We start from the raw sequence: 25,275 nt of genomic DNA, 5'->3' as shown, positions 1-25,275 counted from the left end.
ATCGCAGCCGGTCAGCGGCGCGTGCCCGCCAGCCATGCGCTGACCGGGCTGGTCAGCAGCACCAGGAACAGCGACCAGTAGCCGATCGCCGGAACGGTGACCGCCAGCACGAGCGCCGCGGCGAACAGCGTCGACATCGTCACGGCCCCGATCATGCCGGCGCGCTGGTGGTCCTCGGCGATGGCGTGCAGTTCCGGCCGACGCCGGATGTAGATCCGCGTGGCGAGCAGGACGAGGCTCGTCGCCAGCAGGGTGCCGATGTACAGCACCCTCTGAACCGGGTCGATCCCCAACTGGCCGACGACTGCCGTCGCCACCGGCAGCCAGACGATCGTGAGCATCCACACCAGCGACAGCCACAGCAGCGGGACCGTGACGTGCTGAACCCGGTCGAACAGGCGGTGATGGATGATCCAGAAGATCGCGGTCAGCACGAAGCTGAGCACGAAGCTGAACAGCTGCGGCCATTCGCCGACCAACCAGGTGCCGGCCGACATGCCGTCGTCGGACGCGTCGCCGATGCTCTCCATCAGCGGGAGGATCAGCAGGGTCATCGCGATCGCCACGACCGCGTCGGTGAAGCTCTTCAGCCGCTCGGCCGTCAACGGTTGACGCGGGGCATGACTGGTCTGGGCGCTCACTCGGCCATCCTGGCCGGAGGATGGCCGCTTCGCCAATCGCGCCGCTTCCCACACCGTCGGCGGACTGCGCCGACCCGACGGAACGCTCGCGAACCGATCAGTCCTGCTCGGCCCACCACGCGCGCAAGCGCTGTTCGGCTGCGCCCTCGTCCAGGACGCCTTCGTCCAGCCGAAGATCCAGCAGGTACCGGTACGCCTTGCCCACCTGGGGTCCGGGACGGATCCCGAGCACCTGCTGGATGCGATTGCCGTCCAGCGCCGGGCGCATCGCGTTGAGCTCTTCCTGCTCGGCGAGCTCGGAGATGCGCCGCTCGATGTCGTCGTAGGCTCCTGCCAGCCGCGCGGCCTTGCGCTTGTTGCGTGTTGTCACGTCGGCGCGAGTCAGGATGTGCAGCCGTTCGAGTTCCGGCCCGGCATCGCGGACGTACCGCCGCACCGCGGAGTCGGTCCAGGCGCCTTCGGCGTATCCGAAGAAGCGCAGGTGCTGCTCGATCAGCTGGGTGACCGAGCCGATCGTGTCGGAGTCGAACCGCAGCGCCTGCAAGCGCTTGCGGGCCAGGCGCGCGCCTTTCAGATCGTGGTGGTGGAAGGTCACGCCACCCCCGGCCTCGAGGCGCCGGGTCGCGGGTTTGCCGATGTCGTGCAGCAGCGCCGCCAGCCGCAGCGGCACATCGGGAGCGGCATCCGGAGTGCGCGCCCGCTCGAGGTCGATGGTCTGGCGCAGCACCGTCAGCGAGTGCTCGTAGACGTCCTTGTGGTGGTGGTGCTCGTCGATCTCCAGGCGCAGCGCGGGCACCTCGGGCAGGAACTGGTCCATCAGCCCGGTCTCCACCAGAAGGCGGATTCCGCGCACCGGGTCATCGGTCTGCAGCAGCCGCACCAACTCGCCCTGGATGCGCTCCGGGCTGACGATGGACAGCGTCTCGCGCAGCTGCGCCATCGCCTCGACCGTGGCCGGGTCCACGTCGAATCCGAGTTGCGCGGAGAAGCGCGCGGCGCGGAGCATGCGCAGCGGATCGTCCCCGAAGCTGACCTGCGGGTCGGCGGGCGTGCGCAGGCGGCGGGCCAAGAGATCCTCGACACCGCCGGTCGGGTCGACGAGCGTGCGCGCGGGGATGCGCAATGCCATCGCGTTGACGGTGAAGTCGCGGCGGGCGAGGTCGCCCTCCAGCGTGTCGCCGAACTCGACGGTGGGCTTGCGGGTGACCCCGTCGTAGCTGTCCGCGCGGTAAGTGGTGACTTCCACCTGCTCGACGACGCCCCTGCCCGGGTCGCGGACGCGTGCACCGATGGTGCCGAACTCGCGGCCGACGTCCCACTGCGCGGTGCTGATCGGCTTGATGATCCGGAGGATCTCGTCGGCGCGCGCATCCGTGGTGAAGTCGAGGTCGTGCGTCCGGCGGCCCAGCAGGGCGTCCCGGACCGGCCCGCCCACGATGGAAAGCTCATGACCGGCGTCCGCGAACGCCGCTCCGAGCGCCGCGACGACCGGCGACTCGGCGAGCGCACCCAGGCGCGCCACACCATCGGCCATGTTGAGCATGTATCGAGCCTAGAGCCGAGGCGGATCAATGCGTGCCCCCGCACGCGTTGATGCGCCTGCGGCTCTGGATCGAGTCTCGATACGCTCGCGCTGCTCGACGTGCGCGAGCGCGCCGCTAGTCACCGAAGCGCAGGAACCCCGTGAACAGCAGCTCGCGCACCGCGGGGAGCAGCTCGCTGCGCAGCTCGTCCGCGTCCACCTCGAGCAAGGATGCGATCGCGTCCACCAGCACGCCTACGGGCAGGTCGCCGTCGGAGGCGCCGACCAGGGCGGCGAGGCCGGGATCCACCGGCACGGTCCGCGCGAAACCGGCGCCCTGCCGCAGCTCCAGGACGCTCGGCGACTCGACGCCGGGAAGGTGATGGCGCGCTTCGGTGACATCCGAGGCGACGACCAGCACCGCTGCGGCGAGCCCGTCGTCGTCCAGGCGCACCAGCCGGTCATGGGCAGCCAGCGCGTCGGCGTAGTGCGACCCGAGCGCCGTGCGCGGGTCGAGCGCCTGCGGGATCCGCTCGTACCGGGCCAGCGTCGGATCGCCCGCCACCGGACGCCGGAGCAGGACGTACCCGAAGCCGACCTCGGTCACCCCGCGTGCGGCGAAGTCGTCCAGCCAGGCGTCCACGAGCGCCGCGAACGCCGGTGTGCCCGGCACCGTGCCTCCGTCTCGGATCCACAGCTCCGCGTACGAGAGCGGGTCAAGCGCCTCGCGCTCCACGATCCAGGCATCCAGCGGCACAGCGGAAGCCTCCACCCAGGCTCGGACGCGATCCAGGCCGGTCGCGCCGTCCCGGCTCTCCCAATTGCCCAGCAGCTGAGCGACTCCGCCCGGCTCCAGGTGCGCGCCCACGCCGCCGACGAATGCGGCCACCAGGTCATCGCCCTGCATCCCGCCGTCGCGGTACTCGTACGCCGGAACGCCGGCGACACGGGGGGTGATCACGAACGGCGGATTCGACACGATCCGGTCGAAGCGTTCCCCCGCAACCGGTTCGAAGAGGGAACCGCGGCGCGTCCGGATGCCGGAGACGTCGTTGAGCAGCGCGTTCAGGCGGGTGAATCGCAGGGCGGCCTCGGACACGTCGGTCGCGACGACCTCGGCCACGTCGCGACGGGCGCGCAGCGCCTGGATGCCGCATCCGGTGCCGACGTCCAGGCCGCGGGCGACCGGGGTGGGCAGCTGAAGGCCGGCCAGGGAGAGGGATGCCCCGCCGACGCCGAGCACGTGATCCTCCGGCAGCGGGCCGCCGAGCGCGGCCTCGTCCAAGTCGCTGGCGATCCACCATTGCCCCGATCCGCGATCGTCGGCGTAGGCCTGCGGTCGGATGATCGCGCGCGGCCGCACCACGTCGCCCTCCCGCCGGACCAGTCCGAGCCGGGCCAGCCCGTCCGGCCCGGTGCGCGGCAGCGCCAGGCACACGGACGCGGCCGGCTGCGGCATCCCGAGCACGAGCAGTCGGCCCAGGACGGCGAGAGGATCGGCGCGCGCCCCGAGCTGCCGATCGGCCGGACCGCGCAGGCCGCGGGCGATCGCGGTGTCCGCCACCGCGCCCCAGGCCGCGCGCAGGGCGTCGGAGGTGAATCCGGCATCCTTCAGATCGGACGCCAGGGCGCGGCACAACAGCGGATCGGGTTCGGCAAGCACCGGTCCATTCAACCCCGTGCCGGCGGACCCGCCGGCCCCGGCGCCCGGCCGCGCGGGCGCGGTACCGGGCCCTCGGCGGCTCGGACCGTAGAATCGCACCTGATCGTGCGGTCATGAATCGCACAGGAGACAAATCCCACATGACCGTCACCTCCCCGCCCTCGGGACTCAGCGTCTTGCGACGCGGGTTCCGCGCACGCCTCCGCGCCGCCATCGCCATCGCCGCGCTGTCCGCGATCGGTCTGCCGCTGGGCACCGCGGCGGCGGTCGCCGCCCCGCCGAGCCCGGTATCGACCTCGCCGTCGCCCTCACCGACCCCCCAGCCGCCCACCGGGGTGGTCGAGTTCACACTCTCGCCCGTCGCCAACGGCATCGTGCGGCCGGGCGAGGGACTCGCGGTGTCGGTCACGGTGCAGAACGGGACGGATGCCGCCACCGAAGCGGCCGCCGTCACGCTGTCGCTGGGCTCCACGCCGTTGCCGGATCGGGCGGCGCTGAGCACCTGGCTGAACGCCCGCACCACCGACGTGGAACTGATCCCCGTGGGCGCGACGACGCTGGAGGCCGTGCTCCCGGGTGCAGAGCTGATCAACGGCATCCTCATCGCGCCGGGCGATCCGGTGCTCACCGCCCGCGCGCCGGGGGTATACCCGCTGTCTGCGACGTACGAGACGCCCACCGGTCGCGTGCAATCCACGAGCGCCATGATCGTACCGGCGGAGAACCCGGCAGCCGTCGGCCTGGGTATCGTCGTGCCCATCACAGCCGGCGCCAGCGCCGAAGGCATCCTGACCGCGGAGGATCTGACCGCGCTGACCTCCGCCGCCGGTTCGCTGACCAGTCAGCTGGACGCCGTCGACGGCACCACCGCCATCCTCGCCGTCGACCCGGCGATTCCCGCCGCCATCCGCGTCCTCGGCGCTGCCGCGCCGGCCAGCGCGCTCGCATGGCTGGCTCGGCTCGAAACGCTGCCGAACTCCCGCTTCGCACTGCAGTTCGGCGACGCCGACGTCGCCGCCCAGCTGCAGACCGGTCTCGCGCGACCGCTGCAACCCACCTCGCTGCAGGCCTACATCGACCCCGCGAACTTCGTCCCGGTCGCCAACGCAACCCCCACCCCGACCCCGACCCCGACGCCGACACCGGCACCGACCGGCGATCCGGATGCGCCGGCCTACCCGGACACCGCGGAGCTGCTGGGCATCGGCGGGGCACGACCCGGGGTCTACTGGCCGGCCACCGGCACCGCGACGCCTGAGGTCGTGGCGACTCTGGGCTCGCTCGTGGTCGATGACCGGGACGCCCTCACACTGGTGCCCTCCACCTCCACCCAGGCCGGCGCGACGGGAGCGACGGTGCCGGGTCGCGCCATCGCCGGCGACGCCGACCTGCTCGTCTACGACGCCGATGTGTCCCGGGCACTGCACGACGCGTCCGTGCTGGAAGAGACCGCGCTGCGGGGCGCGCCGCTGACCGCGGCGACGGCGTTCCTCTCCTTCGCGACCGCGGAGGCTGACGGGCAGCCGATCGTCGTGACCGTGGACCGCGACCTCGATCGCTCCCGCGTCGGCCTGCGCACCGCGATCACCTCCGCCACCCAGGCTCCCGGGGTGACACCGATGACTCTCGGCGGCATCGCCACGAGACTCCCCGCGGCGGTGGAGGTCGCGGCCGCGGCCGCTGATCAGGCGCGGGTGGACGCGGCATCCGCGCTGATCTCCGGCGAGAGCCAGCTGAACCGCTTCGCCACGATCCTCGAGGACCCGACGCAGATCACCGGACCCGAGCGGGCCGAGATCCTGCAGCTTCTCGGCTTGGCGTGGCTGCCCGAGACCGCGCTGTGGCAGGAGGCCGTCGCGGCGCACTACACGGCGACGGCGACCACCCTGGACAGCGTCGGCATCCTCCCGCCGAGTCCGATCAACCTCTTCAGTGCGGGGGCGCCGATCCCGATCTGGGTCCGCAACGACCTGCCGTACCCGGTCGAGGTGGTGCTCTACGCGACCCCGGATGATCTTCGCCTCGAAGTCGCCACGGCCACAGAGGCGACGGCGGGAGCGCAGAGCAACACGCGCGTGCAGGTGCCCGTACAGGCTCGCGTCGGCAACGGCGACGTCACGGTCCAACTGCAGCTGCGCAGCCGCACCCTGGAGCCCATCGGCGCTCCACAGGCGGTGGACGTGAACGTCCGAGCCGACTGGGAGGGCGTGGGCATCGTCATCCTGTCGGTGCTCGTCGGCGGGTTCATCCTGCTCGGCATCGTGCGCACCGTGCTGCGGCTGCGTTCGCGTCGCACGCGACGTGCGCAGGCGCACGAGGAGACCTCATGAGCGGCATCGGCCGGGCCAGCCTGCTCATCGGAGCCGGCACCATCGTGTCCCGGCTGACCGGGTTCCTGCGGGCGGTCGTGCTCGTCTCCGCGGTCGGTGCCACCACCGGCGCCGGAAACGCCTTCGCGATCGCGAACCAGTTGCCGAACAACATCTACGCGGTCATCTCGACCGGGTTGCTCACCGCCGTGATCGTGCCACAGATCGTCAAGGCCGCAAGCCACGAGGACGGCGGACGTGCCTTCGTCTCCAAGCTGTTCACGCTGGGGACGGTGGTGCTGCTGGTGGTCACGGCGCTGGCCACGCTCTGCGCGCCCTGGCTCGTCCAGCTGTATGCGCCCGGGTTCCCGCCCGCCCAGCAGGCGCTGGCCACCGCGTTCGCCTACTGGTGCCTGCCGCAGATCCTGTTCTACGGTCTCTACGCGCTCGTCGGCGAGGCCCTGAACGCGCGCCGCGTCTACGGTCCGTTCACCTGGGCGCCGATCGTCAACAACATCGTCTCGATCGCCGGGTTCCTGCTGTTCATCCTGCTGTTCGGCTCCGATGTCGCCGTGGCGGTATGGACCCCTGCGATGATCGCCCTGCTGGCCGGCACCGCGACGCTCGCCATCGTGGTGCAGGCCGTCATCCTGCTCATGTTCTGGCGCCGCACCGGTCTGCACGTGCGCCCCGACTTCCGCTGGCGGGGCGTCGGCCTGAACCAGCTGGGCAGGCTCGCCGGCTGGACCTTCCTGATGGTCGTCGCCGGCCAGCTGGCCGGCCTGGTGCAGTCCCGGGTGCTGTCGGAGGCCGCGCAGGACTACCCGGGTGTGCTGGTCTCCCAGAACGCGTGGCTGCTGTTCATGCTCCCTTACTCGATCATCGTGCTCTCGATCGGGACCCCGTACTTCACCCAGCTCAGCGAGCACGCCGCCGCGGGTCGCGACGATGACGTCCGCGGCGACGTGGGCCGCAGCATCCGCACCCTCGGGGTGTTCATCGTGATCGCCACGGCCGCGCTGGCGGCCGCGGCCGTGCCGGCATCGCGCATCTTCACCGACAGTCGCGACGAAGCCGCCGCGGCGGCTGGGGTGCTGCTGTGCTTCCTGGTCAGCCTGATCCCGCTGGCCGTGCTGTTCGTCATACAGCGGACCTTCTACGCCTACAACGACACCCGGACCCCGTTCTTCTTCACGCTCCTGCAGTGCGCGCTGGTGGTGGTCACGGCCCTGGTCGCCTCGACCCTGCCGGTCGAGTTCATCGCCGCCGGCATCGCCCTGGGCCAGTCCTTCGCGAGCATCGTGCAGGTCATCCTGGCGACCTGGCTGCTGCAGCGGCGCCTGGGCGGACTGCGGGTCGGGTCCTGGATGCTGGCGCTGGGCAGGTTCGCGCTCGCGGCCGTCCCCGCCGCCGCCGCCGGGTGGCTCACGTTCCTCCTCCTGGGGGGCACCGGTGGCTGGACGGTCTCCGACAAGCTGCTCGGTGCACTCGGCGCCGCCGTGATCGGCATCGTTTCGCTGGTGGTCTACGTCGGCTTCCTCGCACTGCTGCGGGCACCGGAATTGGGGCCCGCGATGCGGCTGGCTCGCCGAGTGCTGCCCGGCGGCCGGTGAGCCTCGACCGCAACGCAGTCCTCCACTGCGCGGAAACCCGCCCCAGGCGTGGAATGCGCCGCGGTTACCATGTGTTGAAGCATCCGGAGCTACGAAAGAGGGGGCGCACGTGCGTCAGGTAATCATCATCGGGTCAGGCCCGGCGGGCTTCACGGCTGCGATCTATGCGGCGCGTGCGAACCTGGAGCCGCTCGTCGTGGCCAGCTCGGTCGAGGTCGGCGGCGAACTCATGAACACCACGGACGTGGAGAACTTCCCCGGCTTCCCCGATGGCATTCAGGGTCCGGAGCTGATGACCAAGATGCAGGCCCAGGCCGAGCGCTTCGGCGCGGAGATCCTGTACGACGATGTCATCGAGCTGGATCTGACCGGTCCCGTCAAGACCGTCAAGCTGGGCAGCGGTGCCGTCCACCAGGCGTCCTCGGTGATCTTCGCGACCGGCTCGGCGTACCGCAAGCTCGGCCTGCCGGGTGAGGAGCGTCTGTCCGGACGCGGGGTGTCGTGGTGCGCGACCTGCGACGGCTTCTTCTTCCGCGACCGCACCATCGCCGTGGTCGGCGGCGGTGACTCCGCGATGGAGGAGGCCACGTTCCTGACGCGCTTCGCGAGCAAGGTGTATGTGATTCACCGCAAGGACTCGCTCCGGGCCTCGAAGATCATGCAGGAGCGCGCCTTCGCGAACGACAAGATCGAGTTCGTGTGGAACACCGAGGTGGCCGACATCCTGGGTGAGGACGCCGTCAACGGTGTCCTGCTGCGCTCGACGGTGGACGGCTCGACGCGGGAGCTGCCGCTGGACGGACTCTTCGTGGCCATCGGCAACGACCCGCGCACGCACCTCGTGCACGGCAAGCTGGAGCTCACGCCCGAGGGCACGATCTGGGTGCACGGCCGCTCGTCCCGCACGTCGGAGCCCGGCGTGTTCGCGGCCGGCGACGTGATCGACCCCACGTATCGTCAGGCCGTCACCGCCGCATCCAGCGGCACCGTCGCGGCGCTGGATGCCGAGCACTTCCTGGCGGCCCTCGAACAGACCGGCGACCCGCAGATCGCAGAGGACGTGGAAGTCGCCACCGAGACGCCCGACCCCGCGACCGACGAAGCCGAGACCGGCGTCCCCGCAGCCTGACGGCCGGCCCCTCCGGAACAATCCGGGACCCGGCGACGTTTGCACTAGCAGTGACTTTCCACAAAGGAGAAATGAATATGACCGCCAAGGCGACGACATCCGCGACCTTCGAGCAGGATGTCCTGCAGGCCGAAGGTCCCGTGCTCGTGGACTTCTGGGCAGAGTGGTGCGGGCCGTGTCGCATGGTCGCGCCCGTGCTCGACGAGATCCAGGCAGCCAACCCTGACAAGATCACGGTGCTGAAGCTGAACGTCGACGAGAACCCCGACCTCGCCCTGAAGTACCAGATCACCTCCATCCCGGCGATGAAGCTCTTCAAGAACGGTCAGGTCGAGACCACCATCATCGGTGCCAAGCCGAAGTACGCGATCGAGCAGGACCTCGCGGCGTACCTCGCCTGATCACTGAATCCTCGAAGAAAGCCCCGGTAGGCGGGGGGTTCGGGGCATCCACTCGGATGCGTCGACCCCTCGATCGCCGGGGCTTTCTCGATGTATGCTCCGATCGGCATCCATCGGGTGCACGGGGGGTTTTCCTCGATATGTCGATCTGGGCGGTAATCGTTCGACGCACAGGATGAGGTCGGCGAACCCGCCGTCCCGAGCTCCGGCTCGCACATCCCGAAGGAGAACGACGATGCGGTACATGATGATCATGCAGGTCCAGCCCGACGCCGCCGCCCGCGCCGCCCAGGACCTGGACATGGAGCAGGTGGTCGCCGTCATGGGTGCCTACAACGAAGAGCTCCAGAGGGCCGGGGTGTTCCTGACCGCCGAAGGACTCAGCGACGCCGCGGATGGGTTCCGCGTCGACTTCTCAACGACCCCGCCGGTCGTCACCGACGGCCCCTACGCCGAGGCGCGGGAGGTCTTCACCGGATTCTGGATCCTCGAGGTCGCCAGCCGCGAGGAGGCCGAGCACTGGGCCAAGAAGTGCCCGCTCGGACCGGGTGTCAGCCTCGAGGTGCGCAGGGTGAACGAGTTCGCCGACGTCGATCTGCCCGAAGACAACGAGTGGCTGCAGAAGGCGCAGGAGTGGCGCGCGGCCCAGCCGTGAACTCAGGACGCGTCGGCTCGCACTGCGGCATCCCACACGCGATGCGAGCCACCGTCGCCGATCAGCCGCCACACCGCCGTGGTCAGTGGCGGATAATCCAACGCGATCTGCCGCAGGACACGGTAGTGACGTGCGGCGTTGGGGCGGGCACCCCCGTTCGCGGCGATGTTCTCGGCGCGCAGGATGAGCACGACCAGCTCGTCGACGGTCGGCAGATCCTCCATGAACTCCCACGGATCCTCGCCGGCGCGCAGGCGCTCGTGCACCAGGACGGAGAGTTCGTCGGATGCCTCGGCCCGGAGAAGCTCGAGACTTGCCCGCCGACGCGGGCCCTCATCGTGCGTCGCCATCCATCCAGCCTACGATGCGAATCCCCCGAACCGGCGCTCGCACGCCTACGCTGACGGGATGAGCGAGGGCGGAGCGCGCCGGGCGGCGGAGGCCGTGTGGCGCAGCGAATCCGCCCGGATCGTCGGGGCGCTGACGCGTCACACCGGCGATTTCGAATGGGCGGAGGATCTGGCCCAGGACTCTCTGCTGGAGGCCCTCGCCAAGTGGCCGGTGACCGGCATCCCCGACAATCCGGGCGCGTGGCTGCTGGCCGTCGCCAAGCTCCGCGCGATCGACGGTTGGCGCCGCCGGGAGCGGTTGTCCGAGCGGGAGAAGCTGATGGCCGGCGAACTGCGCGCGCTCGAGGCATGGGATGGGGTACCCGAGCTCGGCGATCCGGACCGGATCGACGACGACGTACTGCGCCTGATCTTCATCTCCTGCCACCCCGTGCTGCCGGCCCAAGCGCGCCTGGCACTCACGCTGCGCACCGTGGCCGGACTGACCACCGAACAGATCGCCCGGATGCTGCTGATGACCGTCCCGGCGGTGCAGCAGCGGATCGTGCGCGCCAAGCGCACCCTCGGGGAGGCCGAGATCCCGTTCGAGGTGCCGGATCGAGCCGAGCGCCCGGCACGGCTGGCCAGCGTGCTGCAGGTGATCTATCTGCTGTTCACCGAGGGGTATTCCGCGGGCGCCGGCGCGCACCCGATCCGCCCGGACGTCGCAAGGGAAGCGGTCCGTCTCGCCCGTCAGCTGGCCGCTCTCGTGCCGACCGAACCTGAGGTCTTCGCGCTGATCGCCCTCATGGAGTTCCAATCCTCCCGTTTCGCGGCGCGCGTGGACGGCGCAGGGCTCCCGGTCACCCTGGCCGACCAGGACAGACGGCGCTGGGATCGCTCCGCCATCGCACGCGCCCGCGCCGCGCTGGCCATTGCCCAGGCGAACGCTCGAGGTCTCGGATACTACGGCCTGCAGGCATCCGTCGCGGAGTGCTATGCCATCGCCCCCACGTCCGCCGACACCGACTGGCCGCGCATCGTGGCGCTGTACGACGCCCTTGCCTCGCTGACCGCCTCGCCGGTCGTGCGATTGAACCGGGCGGTCGCGGTTTCGATGGTCAATGGGCCCGAGGCAGCGCTGGCCGAGGTCGCCGAGGTCGCCGAGGAGCTGAGCGAGTTCCGGCCCCTGCATGCGGTGCGCGCCGAGCTGCTCGAGCAGCTGGGCCGACCGGAGGCCGCGGCCGCGGCCTTCTCGGCGGCTGCCGCGCTCCCCGGAAACGAGGCCGAAGCGACCGTGCTACGGCGCCGAGCGCGGGACCTGCTGCACGATGCTCAGCGCGAGCTGTAGCCGGTCTCGCCGAGCTCTTCGAGGATCCGGTTCAGGTCCTGAATGCTGGCGAAATCGATGCTGATCTGGCCTTTTCGTGCGCCGAGATGGATCTTGACACGTGTGTTCAGTCGGTCGCCAAGGCGCTCGGCAAGCTCGTCGAGATGCGCGCGACGCGCACCCGGCTGAGGTTTCGAGGGGCGCTGGCGGGCAGCATCCGGTGCCTTCGAGGCGGCCTCGGCGGCCCGCACCGAGAGGTCTTCGTTCACGATCTTGTCGGCCAGCCACTGCATCGTGTCGGCATCCTCGAGCGAAAGGATCGCGCGGGCGTGGCCGGCCGTGAGCACGCCGGCCGCGACACGCTGCTGGACGGGCACGGGCAGCTTCAGCAGCCGGATGGTGTTGCTGATCTGCGGGCGCGACCGGCCGATGCGGCTTGCCAGCTCTTCCTGCGTGATACCGAAATCCGCCAGCAGCTGCTGGTATGCAGATGCCTCCTCGAGCGGGTTCAGCTCGGAGCGGTGGAGGTTCTCCAGCAGCGCGTCACGGAGCAGGTGCTCGTCGGCGGTGTCGCGGATGACCGCGGGGATCGAGGTGAGCCCGGCCTCGCGCGCAGCACGGGTGCGCCGTTCCCCCATGATGAGCTCGTACGTGCCGTCGCCGACGTCGCGGACCACGACCGGCTGCAGGACGCCGAACTCGCGGACGCTGTGCACGAGTTCCGCCAGATCGTCCGCGTCGAAGTGGATCCGGGGCTGACGCGGGTTCGGGACGATCGCGTGCGGGTCGATCTCGGCGAGCCGGGCGCCCGGGACCTCCAGGAGCTCCTCGTCGGCAGAGGCTTCGGGCGCCTCGGCGGTCGCGACCGGAGCGCCGGGGAAGAACACGTCGACGGGACGCGCCTCCGACGAGGCCTCACTGGTGGGGATCAGCGCGCCGATCCCCCTGCCCAAGCCGGTTCTCTTCGCCATCAGGAGTCCCCTTCATTTCCGGGCGCACTGGCGTTCCCGGGGTCTTTCGCGGTGGCATCCGGACTGTCGCGGCGGATGATCTCGACCGCAGCCTCGCGATACGCGACGGCGCCGGCAGAATGCCCATCGTAGGCGATGACCGTCTGCCCGAAACTCGGCGCTTCGGACACGCGCACCGACCGCGGGATCACGGTTGCCAGCACCTCATCGGGAAAGTGCTGACGGACCTCCTCAGCGACTTGCTGCGCGAGCCGCGTTCGCCCGTCATACATCGTGAGCAGGATCGTGGAGAGGCGCAATCCGGGGTTCAGGTGCTTCTGGATCATCCGCACCGTCCCCAGAAGCTGACTGAGGCCCTCGAGCGCGTAATACTCGCACTGAATCGGGATCAGCAGCTCGTGAGCGGCGGCGAATGCGTTGATCGTGAGCAGACCCAATGACGGGGGGCAGTCGATCAGCACGAAGTCGAGCCGGTCGGTCGTGTGCGCCAGGTATTCGTCGAGCGCGGTGCGCAGTCGGTGCTCGCGGGCGACCTGCGAGACCAGCTCGATCTCAGCGCCGGCCAGGTGGATCGTGCTCGGAGCGCACAGCAGATTCGGCGACTCAGGGCTGGTCTGGATGATGTCGGCGAGCGGAAAGTCATCGATCAGCACGTCGTAGATGCTCGGGATCTCCGCGGTGTGCGGAACTCCCAGGGCTGTGGAGGCGTTCCCCTGCGGGTCCAGGTCGATCACGAGCACTCTGGCACCCACCGAGGCCAGGGATGCCGCGATATTGACGGTCGTCGTCGTCTTGCCGACGCCGCCCTTCTGGTTCGAGACGGTGATCACACGGGTGCGACCACTCAGCTTCACGTCGACGGCTTCGAGTGAGCGGCGTCGGGCGGTCAGGTCGGCCAGTTCACGGGCGATGGGACTGTCGTCGAGCGAGAATGACGCCGCAGATTCGGCGTTCTCGGGTTGTTTCACGTGAAACACCCTCCCTTTGGCGCGCCGACGGACATCGCTCTCTACTCTAGTCGTGGCCGGCCTCCCCACTCGCCGCCGCGCCCGCCCGGGCGCTCCTCGACCCTCCTCGACGTCGTGTACGCGGCGGAAGGCGCCGTATCGAGACCAGCCGCCAGCCCGGTGGCCGTTTCACGTGAAACATCCCGCTCCCGGTGGTCGAGTAGGCGGCGGAAGCCGCCGTATCGAGACCTCGCGCAGTACGCAGCCCCGCGACATCTCGATGCGCCCGCTTCGCGGGCTACTCGATCGCCGGTTCCCCCGGTGGAATACATGGCACACGCGTTTCACGTGAAACATCCGGACTTCGGTGGTCGAGTAGGCGGCGGAAGCCGCCGTATCGAGACCCCGCGCAATGCACCGCCCCGTGAGATCGCGATGCATCGGCTTCGCGCGCTACTCGATCACCGGTCCCCGACGGCCGAGTAGGCGGCTATGCCCCCTCTAAGGTCCAAGCCCCAACGGATCCGTTTCACGTGAAACATCCGACCGCCAACTACACGCCGTGCTCACGCGGCGGTTTTCGGCTCAGCCGGTTCAGCCTCTCGACGTCGCCTTCGACGAGAGCCAGTCGTTTCGCCCGGCCCCACCCTTGTATCTGCTTCTCGCGGTGGAATGCATCCTCTATGCGGTCGAAGTCCTCGTAGTAGAGCACGCGCACCGGTCGGCGTGTTCGGGTGTTCTCGGCTCCCTCTCCTCCCTGGTGCTGAGCGAGACGATCAAGATCCCATGTGCTGCCGACGTAGAGAGTACGGTCTCGGCACTCGAGGATGTACACATGAAGGGCATGATCGATGATGCCCTGGCCGTGTGCGGGGGATGGAACACGGTGCAGGTACGACGCCAACATCGCGCAGCGTGACGCATGTGGAGGAGGGGGATCTCGATATGCCCGCTCCGCGGGCTACTCGATCACCGGAAACGCGGCCCCGCGCACCGAATACCGCCCCTTTGAGGGCTACGGATCACCACAGAGCGGCACCCCGCGGTCGAGTAGGCGGCAACGCCGCCGTATCGAGACCACAGCACCGCCGAAAAGCGGGGGATCTCGATATGCCCGCGCCGCGGGCTACTCGATCACCGGCAAACGCGCCCTGCGCCGGCTACTCGATCACCGCGAACGCAAGTCCCGCTGGCTGCCCGACAACTCCGAGCCCCATGTTTCACGTGAAACGTGGGTCAGCCGCGAACGGTGGCGCGAACGACTCGGGTCGGCTCGTCGAGCAGTCCCTGGCCGAGGACCTCGAGCCGGACATCGTTCACACGATACTTCCGCAGCTGCTTGTCCGCGGTCTCGATCTCGGTCGACGCGTTGGCGCCTTTCAGCAGGATCAACTCGCCGCCGTCACGGACGAGCGGCGCGGTCAGCGGCACCAGAGTGCGCAGTGCGCTCACGGCGCGTGCCGTCGCGGCATCCAGAACCGGCCCCCGGCTCCAGTCCTCGGCGCGTGCGCGCAGGACCTCGACGTTGTCCAGCCGCAGGGCTGCGACCTGCTCATTCAGCCAGGTGACGCGGCGCTCCATCGGTTCGATGAGGATCCACTCCACGTCCGGTCGCGCGATGGCCAGCACCAGTCCCGGCAGTCCCGCGCCCGAGCCGACGTCGCCCACCCGCCCGGAGAAGAGAGGTGCTGCAACTGCGCTGTTCAGGATGTGCCTGCTCCACAGCCGGGGTGGCTCCAGCGGGCCGATCAGCCCGCGCTCCTCGCCGTGCTCGGCCAGAGCCCGGGTGAATTCCCGGGCCAGATCGATTCGGTTGCCGAAGATCTCGGCCGCGACCGCTGGTTCCGCCTCGACGTCGCTCATCAGTGTTTCACGTGGAACATCAGCCGCGGCTGATCACCGTGTGGCGGTCGGCGCCCTCACCGTACGACTCCGAGACCAGTCCGCGGTCGGACACGATGTCGTGCACGAGCTTGCGCTCGTAACTGGACATCGGGGGGAGGGAGGCCTGGGTCGCGCCTTCGTCCAGGCGGGCGATCGCCACGTCGACCAGCGTCTCCAACTCACGCTGGCGCGTGTCCCGAGACCCGCCGATGTCGAGGATGAGCCGCGAGAACCGGCCGGTACGGTTCTGCACCGCGATGCGTGTGATCTCCTGCAGAGCCTGAACCGTGTCCGGCGCGGCCAGGAGCGAGAGTGAACCGGGCTCGTCCGACTCGAGCGAGACATATGCGCGCCCCGAGCGGACATCCAGCGCGAGGTCTCCGTCGATGTCGGCGATGTCCATCAGCTCTTCAAGGAAGTCCGCTGCGACATCGCCCTCCTGCTCGAGCTGCTCGACGGTGGCCGCGGTGCGCTCGACGGGCGGCGCATCCTCGGTTGGGGAGGTTTCGGGGTTGCTGGTCATCGGGTCCTCGCGCTATTAGAAGGGGAAGAGCAGGAAATCAGGATGCCGCGCCGGTCGTGCCCGCTGCGGGGTCGGCCTTGCCGCCGCGTGGCGATTCTCCCGGCTTCGTGCCCGCATCGCCAGGCTGCTTCTGGGCCTGCTTCTTGGCCCGTTGCTTGCCGACCGGCTGCTGGCGCTTCGGGGCTGCGGCCTTGGCGCGCTCCGCCTCTTCATACAGACGCTGCTGCTCGGCCTGGTACCGCTCGAGCGGGATGATCTTGCCCTGCGCATCGAGCGCCTTGCCCTTGCGGGCCAGCCTCTCTTCACGCAGCTTGGCGGCCTCGGAACCCGGTGTGGGCATGTTGCGGATGACGACGAACTGCTGGACCATCGTCCACACGTTGCTCGTGAACCAGTAGATGACGACACCGAGCGGGAAGAACACACCCGAGAACACGAAGGCGAACGGCAGGACCCAGAGCATGATCTTCTGCATCTGGTACGCCTGGCCGGTCTTGGCCTCGGGCGAGAGGTTCTTGGAGATGATCTGCAGCTGGGTGAAGAACTGCGAGACGATCATCAGCACGACCAGCACCAGCAGGATGCCGACGGTGACCTGCCAGCCGGTCTCCTGCGCTTCCCACGCGCCCACGAGGGTGTCGTGCAGGGACGCGACGTTGAACAGCTTGGCGTTGTAGAACTCGGTCATGAGCTCGTTGTTCAGCAAGCCCACGCCGGCGTGGTTCTCGTCGGTGCGGATGGTCTGCACACCATTGAGCACGCTGAACAGCGCGAAGAACACGGGCATCTGCACGAGCAGCGGGAGGCAGCCCGAGACGGGGCTGGTGCCGTGCTTCTTGTACAGGCCCATGGTCTCGCGGCTCATCGCCTCACGGGAGAGCTGATCCTTCTTGCCCTTGTACTTTTCCTGAACTTTCCGCAGTTCAGGGGCAATTTCCATCATCTTCCGCTGGCTCTTGATCTGCTTGACGAAGAGCGGGATCAGCGCCGAGCGGACAACCAGGACGAGACCCACGATGGCGAGCACCCACGTGACGCCGGACGCAGCCGGAAGTCCCATCAGCGTGAACAGGTAATGCCACGCGACAAGCACGAGCTCCACCAGCCACTTGAGCGGCCAGAGGATGATTCCGATCAGATCCGGCACGGATCAGTCCTTTCTCAGGGGGACCGGCACGACGAACCCACGCGGGGTCAGTTCGTACCGAAAGTTCTTGTGCAGAGGAACGTCATCGACGCCCCCCTTGGCCCACGGATGGCAGCGTGCGATCCGAGCCGCCGCCATCACGGAGCCTTTCAGAGCACCGTGCTGCTGAACCGCGCCGACCGCGTAGGCCGAGCACGAGGGGTAGTACTTGCAGACGTCGCCGTAGGCATGGGAGATCGTGGCACGGTAACCATGGAGCAAGCTCAACACGGTGTTCCGGGGGAGCAGCGGCAGCGCGTGCAACGCGGTCCCGGCTTCGAAGTGACCGTGACCGGTCGATGCGGCCGGCAGCGTCGTCGCACTCATGCGGCCCTCCGCGCGATGCACTGGGAGACCTCGGCGCGAAGCGCGGCGAAGTCCGCGGTCGCCGCCGAGGGCAGTGCCCGGATCACGATGTCTGCCCCGGGCCGGACGCGCTGCAGCTCGTCGCGGCACACCGCCTTCAACCGCCGGCGAACAGTGTTGCGGACAACGGCGGAGCCGACCTGTTTGCTGACGATGAAGCCGAACCGCGCTGCGCGGTCCTCGCCGGACGCATTCACATACGTCACCGTGTGCGTGCTCGCACAGCGAGCCCCCCGACGGACGACGGCCTTGTAATCCGCTCCGCGGGTGAGTCGGTTCGGCCTTGCAAGCACCTCTAAAGGGTCAAGCAGACAGCTCGGTGCGCCCCTTGGCGCGGCGAGCGGAGAGAATGCCGCGGCCGGCGCGGGTGCGCATGCGAGCACGGAAGCCGTGCTTCTTGGCGCGGCGGCGGGTGTTGGGCTGGTACGTGCGCTTGGTCATGGGAGGTCACTTCCGGATCAGGGTGTCCCGGCATTTCTACAACGACTGACGCTCAGACCGGGGACGTGGCTTACGGGACTGCCATCTAGGCAGAAGTCAACCGATTCAGGTTACGTTCCCCGGACCCAGAACTCAAACTGAGCCGGATCGCGGGGCATTATCCCCACCAGATTCCCATACTCCTGGAAATGACACGCCGCGCGGACCTACAGTGGAGTTTGCTCCCGCCACGCCCGCGAACTAGCCTGGCACGGGCAGTTATCCACAGGCTGGACGTGACGATCACCGTTTCACACCTGAGGCGCGTCAATACACCCGGGGGTCCCATGTCATCGCACGAACTTCCAGATGTTCCCGTCTGGTCAGCCGTGCTCGACCAGCTCGCCGGGGACGACCGGGTCACCCCGCAGCTGCAAGGTTTCCTCAGTCTCGCCGTTCCCCAGGGTGTGATGGGCGGAACCCTCTACCTGGACGTGCCGAACGATCTGACCGCCGCGCAGATCAACAAGCGCATGCGGACGCCGATCATGGAGGCGCTGACCAAAGTCGACCAGGATCAGAATCATGACCCGTCGGCGACGGCGTTCCGCGTCGTGGTCAATCCGGAATTGGCCGACGCCCGCGTCGCCGCTCCGAATCAGATGCAGGCCTCGGCGCCTGCTCCGGCCGCCCCAGTGCGGCAGCACATCGAAGAGACGATGGATGCCGCAGCCGCCGCGTCCCGCAGCGACACGCGTCTGAATCCGAAGTACACCTTCGACAACTTCGTGATCGGGCAGTCGAACCGCTTTGCGCACGCGGCCGCGGTTGCGGTGGCCGAGGCCCCCGCCAAGGCCTATAACCCGCTGTTCATCTACGGCGATTCTGGGCTGGGCAAGACCCACCTTCTGCACGCGATCGGTGACTACGCGCTGAGTCTCTACGCCGGCATCCGCGTCCGGTACGTCTCCAGCGAAGAGTTCACGAACGACTTCATCAACTCGATCGCGAACAACCGCGGATCGGCCTTCCAGGCCCGCTACCGTGACGTCGACATCCTGCTCATCGACGACATCCAGTTTCTGCAGGGCCGGGCCGAGACCCAGGAAGCGTTCTTCCACACCTTCAACACGCTGCACGATCACGACAAGCAGGTCGTGATCACCAGCGACGTGCCGCCCAAGCACCTCACCGGGTTCGAGGACCGGATGCGCAGCCGCTTCGAGTGGGGTCTGATCACCGACGTCCAGGCGCCGGACCTGGAAACGCGCATCGCGATCCTCCGGAAGAAGGCGCAGAGCGAGCGCCTGCAGATTCCGGACGAGGTTCTCGAGTACATCGCCACGGTGGTGTCCTCCAACATCCGCGAACTGGAGGGCGCTCTGATCCGCGTCTCCGCCTTCGCGAGCCTCAATCGCTCGACTCTGGACATGTCCCTCGCCCAGACGGTGCTGCGGGACATCATCGATCAGGATGACGCGAACGTCATTTCGCCGACCGACATCATCACGGCCACAGCGCAGTACTTCAAGCTCTCGGTCGATGACCTCTACGGTTCGAGCCGGTCGCAGTCCATTGCCACGGCACGCCAGATCGCCATGTATCTGTGCCGCGAGCGGACGAGTCTCTCCCTGCCCAAGATCGGGCATCTGTTCGGAAACCGTGATCACACGACCGTGATGTATGCCTATAAGAAGATCAGCGACCTGATGAAGGAGCGCCGCTCCATCTACAACCAGGTCTCCGAGATCACCGCTCAGCTCGGCCGCAACGCGCGCTGAAGCGCATTCGCCGCGCCCTGGCGCCCAGAGCCGACCAGTCGCTGTTTCGTCGACCCGTCGACTGTGACGTATGCCTCAAGAGGTGCTTGACAGACCCTCGCCGGAGCGCAATCATCCCGGTTCTTCACATGTGGAAAACCTGTGGATAACTCCGCGACGCTGCGGAAACGTTGTGTGCAATCGCGGCGAGGCTGTGGAGGAGCCAGCAGTGGAGCGCCGATTCTTGTAATTCCGACGGCGCGCAATCCGCAGCCCGTCCACAACTCACACGGTTGTAGTTTCCCTCTCCCGACCCGGATCGCTCGAGTTATCCACAGTTTCCACAGGCGTTAAGAAGATGACAGAGAAATAGTTAATGGGAAACCGTTCGATCACCTTGACGGTGGCCGAACCTCTCCGGCCGTGGTCTGCGGGCGGCGGCATGCTGGGCACTAGCATGGGAGAGCCCACGCCGATGTCAAGGGAGCGCCAGTGAGGTTCCACGTCAATCGCGATGTGTTCAGCGAAGCCGTGTCGTTCGTCGTCAAGCTCCTGCCGCAGCGCAACCCCCAGCCGATTCTGGCCGGGGTCCTGATCGAAGCGTCCGAGAGCGGACTGTCGCTCGCCGCATTCGACTACGAAGCGTCCGCGCGCACCACCATCGAAGCAACAGTCGATGATCCGGGCACGATTCTGGTGCACGGCCGGCTGCTCTCCGAGATCGCCAGCCGGCTCCCCAACGCGCCGATCCAGGTCGAGGTCGATGACGACGGCGGCATCGTGCTGACCTGCGGATCGGCACGCTTCACGCTGGCCTCGATGCCGGTGCAGGAGTACCCCGCGATCCCCGAAGTTTCCGGAGACACCGGTCTGGTGCCCGCCGAAGACTTCGCGACAGCGATCGCGCAGGTCGCATTCGCCGCGTCGCGTGATGACGTGACCCCGGTGCTCACCGGCGTGCAGCTCGAGGTCTCCGGCACGCAGCTGAGCCTGGTCGCCACCGACCGCTATCGCGTCGCGCTCCGCGAGATCCCCTGGGATGGCGGGTCCACGGCGACCGAAGAGCCGACCACCGCGCTCGTACCGGCACGGACGCTGACCGAGGTCGGCAAGACCTTCGCGCACGGCGGCGACATCTCGATTGCCTTCTCCGGGTCCGGAGACCGCGAGATCATCGCGTTCACGGCCGGCAACAAGACCGTGACCTCACTGCTGATCAAGGGCAACTTCCCCCCGGTCCGCCGCCTTTTTCCGGAGCAGACCGAACATCACGCAGTTTTGAACACCGCCGAGCTGGCCGAGGCCGTACGTCGTGTCTCGCTCGTCCTGGACCGGTCGGCGCCGCTGCGTTTCACGTTCACAACGGACAGCGTTTCGATGGATGCCTCCGGCACCGAGCAGGCGCGGGCATCCGAGTCCGTGGACGCCCACCTGGTGGGCGAGGATGTCACGCTGGGCCTGAACCCGCAGTATCTGCTCGAGTCGCTCGGCGCGGTCAAGAGCGAGTTCGTGCGGATCACGTTCACATCGAGCGACAACGCGAACAAGCTCAGCCCTGTGCTGATCACCCCGCAGACTTCCGTCGACAAGGACGGCACCGAGTCCTTCAAGTACCTGCTGCAGCCGAACCTGCTGCTGCGGTGACGCGAAGCGGGCGCATCCGCCGCGAGCGGGATGAGAACGTCCGACTGCGGTCTTAGGGTTGCACAGTGATCGTTGAGCATCTGAGCCTCGTCGACTTCCGCAACTATGCGGTCGCCGATGTCGCGCTGAGCCCGGGTCCGAACGTGTTCGTCGGCCGCAACGGCCAGGGCAAGACCAATCTGGCCGAGGCGATCGCGTTTCTCGCCACCCTCGGCTCGCACCGCGTCTCCACCGACGCGCCGATGGTCCGCGACGGTGCGGATGCCGCGATCATCCGCGCCAGGCTCGCCCACGATGAGCGGCGGATGCTGCTGGAAGTGCAGTTGAACCGGCAGGGTGCGAACAAGGCGCGTGTCAACGGAGCCCCGGTCAAGAGCTCGGATCTGCCGCGCTATGCACAGGTCGTGCTGTTCGCGCCCGAGGACCTTCACATCGTGCGCGGCGATCCGTCGTCCCGCCGGCGCTTCATGGATCAGCTCCTCGTGCAGCGATCGCCGCGGTTCGCGGGTGTCCTGTCCGATTACGACCGCGTGCTGCGGCAGCGGACGGCTCTGCTCAAATCCGCACGCGCCCGCGGCATCCGCGGTGACCAGCTGTCGACGCTCGATGTGTGGGACGACAAGCTGGTCGCACTCGGCACCGAGCTGATCCAGGCGCGGCTCGCCCTCGCCGCGGACCTGAGCGGACCGCTGACCGCCGCGTACGCCGCGATCGCCGGCGCCGACCATGGCCCCCGGATCGAGTGGGTGCTGTCGGTGCGAGGCGGCGACCCCGAAGAGGATGCGGCGCCGTCGGCCGCGCAGCCGCAGGGCGGTCTGATCGCGGAGCAGTTCCGACAGGCGCTCGCCGACAAGCGCGCCGCCGAGCTCGATCGGGGTTTGACGCTCGTGGGCCCGCACCGCGATGACCTGCTGCTGAGCGTGCGCGGTCTGCCGGTCAAGGGCTACGCATCGCACGGCGAATCCTGGTCCTTCGCGCTGGGCCTTCGCTTGGCGTCGGCAGATCTTCTGCGCGCCGATTCCCGGTTGGGAGATCCCGTCTTGATCCTGGACGATGTGTTCGCCGAGCTCGACACCGACCGCCGCGGGCGGCTGGCTCAGCTCACCGCGGACTACGAACAGGTCATCGTCACCGCCGCGGTGGAAGAGGACGTGCCCTCCGCGCTCCGCGCTCGCGTCGTCCGGGTCGAAGCGGGTCGGGTGCTGGCGGCGACGGATGCCTGACCAGGACGTTCCGGAGCAGTCCGGCGTCCCGCACGGTCGCGGTGCGCGCCGGGAATCGGTCGAGGCCGAGCCGGTTCCCGAGACGGTTGCGACATATCTTCGGCTGCGCGGACTCGAGCCGTCCGCCCGCACGTACCGCAAACGTCGTCGCCGCGGACCGGATGATGAGAACGCCCCGTTCACCCCCGGTCGCGATCCGAAGGGCGTCGCCGATGTCCTGGCCGACCTCACCCGTGACGCGGGCTGGGACTCGCAGCTGGCCCGCGAGGACGTCGTGCGGACGTGGGCCGAGGTCGCCGGTGAGGACACCGCCCGGCACACCCGGCCGATCGCGTTCACGGAGGGCACTCTGACCGTTCAGGCCGACTCGACGGCGTGGGCCAAGCAGCTTCAGCTGATGCGTTCGCAGATCCTCTCCGAGATCGTCCGGAGGTTCCCCGAAGCCGGGGTGGACGGCATCCGCTTTATCGGGCCGGACGTCCCCTCTTGGAAATGGGGTCCCAGAACGACTCCAGGGCGTGGTCCGCGCGATACCTACGGCTGAGATACCTCCTGTCCTATCCGGACGAAATCCAACGCGCCACAGAGCCGCACATGGCGCGGGACCGACGCGTTCCTTGGTAGACTGGGGGGGCCCGGAATTACGATGTGGAGCGCGCCGAAAATATGTCGTCTGATACCCCTGACAGCCTGCCCGAGCAATCCGATCAGCATTCCGAGGTACCAGAACCGGCCGAGCGGACACACGTGCGGTACGGGGCCGAGGACATCCAGGTTCTCGAGGGACTCGAAGCGGTTCGCAAGCGACCGGGCATGTACATCGGCTCGACCGGGCCGCGCGGACTGCACCACCTCGTCCAGGAGATCGTCGACAACTCCGTCGACGAGGCCCTCGCCGGGTACTGCGACACCATCGCCGTGACGATCCTGCCCGACGGCGGAGTGCGCGTCGTCGACAACGGCCGCGGCATCCCGGTGGACATGCACCAGGCCGAGGGCCGATCGACGGTGGAGGTCGTGCTGACCGTGCTGCACGCCGGGGGAAAATTCGGCGGCGGCGGTTATGCGGTCTCCGGCGGATTGCATGGCGTCGGTTCGTCCGTGGTCAACGCCCTGTCGAGCCGGCTGGAGGTGGAGGTGCGCCGTCAGGGCTACGTGTGGCGCCAGTCCTACCGTGACGGGGGTGTCCCGCAGGCACCTCTGGAACGTGCCGAGGAGAGCTCTGAGACCGGGACGACAATCACGTTCTGGCCTGACGAGTCGATCTTCGAGACGATCGACTTCGACTACGACACGCTGCGCACGCGCTTCCAGCAAATGGCGTTCCTGAACAAGGGACTGCGCATCGACCTGGTCGACGAGCGACCCGGAGCGGCATACCAAGAAGAGGTGGCGCCCGGCGAAGTCGTGCTGCAACAGCCGAACGACAGCTTCCTGTACGAGCGCGGGTTGGTGGACTACGTCGAATACCTCAATCGAGTGCGCAAGGCCGAGCATGTGCACGAGGACATCATCGACTTCGAGACCGAGGACACCGAACGCAAGATCGCGCTCGAGGTGGCGATGCAGTGGACGACCTCGTACACCGAGAACGTCTTCACCTACGCCAACACCATCAACACGCACGAGGGCGGCACGCATGAAGAAGGATTCCGCGCCGCGCTGACCACCCTGGTGAACAAGTACGCGCGCGCGAACAGCCTCCTCAAGGAGAAGGACGAGAACCTCTCCGGCGACGACGTGCGCGAGGGACTGACCGCGGTCATCTCGGTGAAGCTGTCCGAACCGCAGTTCGAGGGCCAGACCAAGACGAAACTCGGCAACACCGAGGCCAAGGCGTTCGTGCAGAAGGTCGTCGGCGATCGGCTCGGGGACTGGTTCGACCGCAACCCCGCGCAGGCCAAGAACGTCGTGCGCAAGGCGATCGATGCGGCCACTGCACGACTGGCCGCACGGAAAGCCCGCGAGACGGCGCGTCGCAAGAGCGTCTTCGAGAGCGCCGCCATGCCCGACAAGCTCAAGGACTGCACGAGCAAGGACCCCTCGATCAGCGAGATCTTCCTGGTGGAGGGCGACTCGGCCGGCGGCTCGGCGGTGCAGGGCCGCGACCCGCACACGCAGGCGATCCTCGCCCTGCGGGGCAAGATCCTCAACGTCGAGCGCGCCCGCTTGGACCGCGCCCTGGGCAATAAAGAAGTCCAGGCGATGATCCAGGCGTTCGGCACCGGCATCGGCGAAGAGTTCGACATCGACAAGGCGCGGTACCACAAGATCGTGCTGATGGCCGATGCCGACGTGGACGGCCAGCACATCACGACACTGCTGCTCACGCTGCTGTTCCGCTACATGCGCGGACTGATCGAAGCCGGCTTCGTCTACCTCGCCCAGCCGCCGCTGTTCCGCCTGAAGTGGTCGAACTCGCCGCATGAGTACGTCTACAGCGACCGGGAGCGGGACGCGCTGCTGGCCGAGGGCCTGGCCACCGGCAAGCGCATCCCCAAGGACAACGCGATCCAGCGGTACAAGGGTCTGGGTGAGATGAACGACAAGGAACTGTGGGAGACCACCATGGATCCGGAGACCCGCACGCTGCGGCAGGTGACGATCGACGACGCCGCGTCGGCCGACGAGATCTTCACCATCCTGATGGGCGAGGACGTCGAGTCCCGCCGCGGGTTCATCCAGCGCAACGCGAAAGACGTCCGCTTCCTCGACATCTGATCCCCCGATCGGATGCCTCTGTGATCCCGGCTGCGAAG

Annotated in this window: 24 protein-coding genes; 11 read left to right on the top strand and 13 right to left on the bottom strand. The window is 68.1% G+C overall.

The features are described from left to right. Positions 1–11: 11 nt before the first annotated feature. From NQ152_RS04515 to NQ152_RS04505, 3 genes are all read right to left on the bottom strand, one after another. Positions 12–641 (bottom strand): TMEM175 family protein, encoded by a 630-nt coding sequence (locus NQ152_RS04515; RefSeq protein WP_257523154.1) that lies wholly within the window; start codon positions 639–641, stop codon positions 12–14. Positions 642–738: 97 nt separating this feature from the next. Then, positions 739–2,184, bottom strand: a complete 1,446-nt coding sequence (locus tag NQ152_RS04510) for a CCA tRNA nucleotidyltransferase (protein ID WP_257523153.1) — start codon at positions 2,182–2,184, stop codon at positions 739–741. Positions 2,185–2,299: 115 nt separating this feature from the next. Then, a complete protein-coding gene (locus NQ152_RS04505; protein ID WP_257523152.1) occupies positions 2,300–3,826 on the bottom strand; it encodes a methyltransferase in 1,527 nt (508 codons plus the stop codon). 140 nt (positions 3,827–3,966) lie between these two features. Between NQ152_RS04505 and NQ152_RS04500 the strand changes: the two genes are divergently transcribed. The 5 genes from NQ152_RS04500 to NQ152_RS04480 all read left to right on the top strand — a co-directional run bounded on the left by NQ152_RS04500 (position 3,967) and on the right by NQ152_RS04480 (position 9,933). Next, positions 3,967–6,156 (top strand): DUF6049 family protein, encoded by a 2,190-nt coding sequence (locus tag NQ152_RS04500; protein WP_257523151.1) that lies wholly within the window; start codon positions 3,967–3,969, stop codon positions 6,154–6,156. Continuing rightward, a complete protein-coding gene (murJ, locus tag NQ152_RS04495) occupies positions 6,153–7,748 on the top strand; it encodes a murein biosynthesis integral membrane protein MurJ (RefSeq protein ID WP_257500977.1) in 1,596 nt (531 codons plus the stop codon). The genes NQ152_RS04500 and murJ overlap by 4 nt, the downstream gene beginning before the upstream one ends. Before the next feature lie 109 nt (positions 7,749–7,857). Further along, on the top strand, positions 7,858–8,877 hold the full coding sequence (gene trxB / locus NQ152_RS04490) for a thioredoxin-disulfide reductase (protein WP_257523150.1): 1,020 nt from the start codon (positions 7,858–7,860) through the stop codon (positions 8,875–8,877). A 77-nt stretch (positions 8,878–8,954) separates the two neighbouring features. After that, a complete protein-coding gene (gene trxA, locus NQ152_RS04485; RefSeq protein WP_257500975.1) occupies positions 8,955–9,278 on the top strand; it encodes a thioredoxin in 324 nt (107 codons plus the stop codon). A 235-nt stretch (positions 9,279–9,513) separates the two neighbouring features. Further along, positions 9,514–9,933, top strand: coding sequence for a YciI family protein (locus NQ152_RS04480; RefSeq protein ID WP_257500974.1), 420 nt, complete (start codon positions 9,514–9,516; stop codon positions 9,931–9,933). A 2-nt stretch (positions 9,934–9,935) separates the two neighbouring features. Here NQ152_RS04480 and NQ152_RS04475 read toward each other — a convergent pair whose 3' ends face one another. Next, positions 9,936–10,283 carry a tryptophan synthase subunit alpha gene (locus tag NQ152_RS04475; RefSeq protein ID WP_257500973.1) on the bottom strand — a complete coding sequence of 116 codons (348 nt, stop codon included), beginning with the start codon at positions 10,281–10,283 and terminating at the stop codon, positions 9,936–9,938. A 58-nt stretch (positions 10,284–10,341) separates the two neighbouring features. On the opposite strand from NQ152_RS04475, the gene NQ152_RS04470 reads away from it, so the two are divergent. Beyond that, positions 10,342–11,613, top strand: coding sequence for an RNA polymerase sigma factor (locus tag NQ152_RS04470; RefSeq protein WP_257523148.1), 1,272 nt, complete (start codon positions 10,342–10,344; stop codon positions 11,611–11,613). On the opposite strand, the gene NQ152_RS04465 is transcribed toward NQ152_RS04470, so the two are convergent. The 9 genes from NQ152_RS04465 to rpmH all read right to left on the bottom strand — a co-directional run bounded on the left by NQ152_RS04465 (position 11,598) and on the right by rpmH (position 17,910). Then, positions 11,598–12,563 (bottom strand): ParB/RepB/Spo0J family partition protein, encoded by a 966-nt coding sequence (locus tag NQ152_RS04465; protein ID WP_257523147.1) that lies wholly within the window; start codon positions 12,561–12,563, stop codon positions 11,598–11,600. The two genes, NQ152_RS04470 and NQ152_RS04465, sit on opposite strands and share 16 nt — an antisense overlap. Then, positions 12,563–13,531 (bottom strand): ParA family protein, encoded by a 969-nt coding sequence (locus NQ152_RS04460; protein WP_308209104.1) that lies wholly within the window; start codon positions 13,529–13,531, stop codon positions 12,563–12,565. The genes NQ152_RS04465 and NQ152_RS04460 overlap by 1 nt, the downstream gene beginning before the upstream one ends. 532 nt (positions 13,532–14,063) lie before the next feature. Beyond that, positions 14,064–14,417, bottom strand: a complete 354-nt coding sequence (locus NQ152_RS04455) for a GIY-YIG nuclease family protein (protein ID WP_257523146.1) — start codon at positions 14,415–14,417, stop codon at positions 14,064–14,066. A gap of 329 nt (positions 14,418–14,746) precedes the next feature. After that, positions 14,747–15,373: a 16S rRNA (guanine(527)-N(7))-methyltransferase RsmG gene (rsmG, locus tag NQ152_RS04450; protein ID WP_257523145.1), complete on the bottom strand. Its 627-nt coding sequence runs from the start codon at positions 15,371–15,373 to the stop codon at positions 14,747–14,749. 19 nt (positions 15,374–15,392) lie between these two features. Then, positions 15,393–15,917 carry a R3H domain-containing nucleic acid-binding protein gene (locus NQ152_RS04445; protein WP_257523144.1) on the bottom strand — a complete coding sequence of 175 codons (525 nt, stop codon included), beginning with the start codon at positions 15,915–15,917 and terminating at the stop codon, positions 15,393–15,395. A 37-nt stretch (positions 15,918–15,954) separates the two neighbouring features. Next, the gene (gene yidC / locus NQ152_RS04440) at positions 15,955–17,064 is read right to left on the bottom strand and encodes a membrane protein insertase YidC (RefSeq protein ID WP_257500967.1); all 1,110 of its coding nucleotides are present in this window, start codon (positions 17,062–17,064) and stop codon (positions 15,955–15,957) included. Positions 17,065–17,067: 3 nt separating this feature from the next. Continuing rightward, positions 17,068–17,430: a membrane protein insertion efficiency factor YidD gene (gene yidD / locus NQ152_RS04435; protein ID WP_257500966.1), complete on the bottom strand. Its 363-nt coding sequence runs from the start codon at positions 17,428–17,430 to the stop codon at positions 17,068–17,070. Next, positions 17,427–17,762 (bottom strand): ribonuclease P protein component, encoded by a 336-nt coding sequence (gene rnpA, locus NQ152_RS04430; RefSeq protein ID WP_257523143.1) that lies wholly within the window; start codon positions 17,760–17,762, stop codon positions 17,427–17,429. The genes yidD and rnpA overlap by 4 nt, the downstream gene beginning before the upstream one ends. Positions 17,763–17,772: 10 nt before the next feature. Beyond that, the gene (rpmH, locus tag NQ152_RS04425) at positions 17,773–17,910 is read right to left on the bottom strand and encodes a 50S ribosomal protein L34 (protein WP_257500964.1); all 138 of its coding nucleotides are present in this window, start codon (positions 17,908–17,910) and stop codon (positions 17,773–17,775) included. Positions 17,911–18,098: 188 nt separating this feature from the next. Between rpmH and dnaA the strand changes: the two genes are divergently transcribed. From dnaA to gyrB, 5 genes are all read left to right on the top strand, one after another. Next, positions 18,099–19,670, top strand: coding sequence for a chromosomal replication initiator protein DnaA (gene dnaA / locus NQ152_RS04420; protein ID WP_374113559.1), 1,572 nt, complete (start codon positions 18,099–18,101; stop codon positions 19,668–19,670). Positions 19,671–20,141: 471 nt separating this feature from the next. Next, the gene (dnaN, locus tag NQ152_RS04415) at positions 20,142–21,293 is read left to right on the top strand and encodes a DNA polymerase III subunit beta (RefSeq protein WP_257500962.1); all 1,152 of its coding nucleotides are present in this window, start codon (positions 20,142–20,144) and stop codon (positions 21,291–21,293) included. A 65-nt stretch (positions 21,294–21,358) separates the two neighbouring features. Then, positions 21,359–22,516: a DNA replication/repair protein RecF gene (gene recF, locus NQ152_RS04410; protein WP_257500961.1), complete on the top strand. Its 1,158-nt coding sequence runs from the start codon at positions 21,359–21,361 to the stop codon at positions 22,514–22,516. Continuing rightward, positions 22,509–23,060 (top strand): DUF721 domain-containing protein, encoded by a 552-nt coding sequence (locus NQ152_RS04405; protein ID WP_257500960.1) that lies wholly within the window; start codon positions 22,509–22,511, stop codon positions 23,058–23,060. Before recF ends, NQ152_RS04405 begins: the two co-directional genes overlap by 8 nt. A 122-nt stretch (positions 23,061–23,182) precedes the next feature. Beyond that, positions 23,183–25,237 (top strand): DNA topoisomerase (ATP-hydrolyzing) subunit B, encoded by a 2,055-nt coding sequence (gyrB, locus tag NQ152_RS04400; protein ID WP_257523142.1) that lies wholly within the window; start codon positions 23,183–23,185, stop codon positions 25,235–25,237. Positions 25,238–25,275 lie beyond the last annotated feature (38 nt).

It is taken from the genome of Microbacterium sp. zg.B48 (assembly GCF_024623505.1).
Classification (GTDB): domain Bacteria; phylum Actinomycetota; class Actinomycetes; order Actinomycetales; family Microbacteriaceae; genus Microbacterium.
This window is presented reverse-complemented; position numbering and strand designations above follow the sequence as displayed.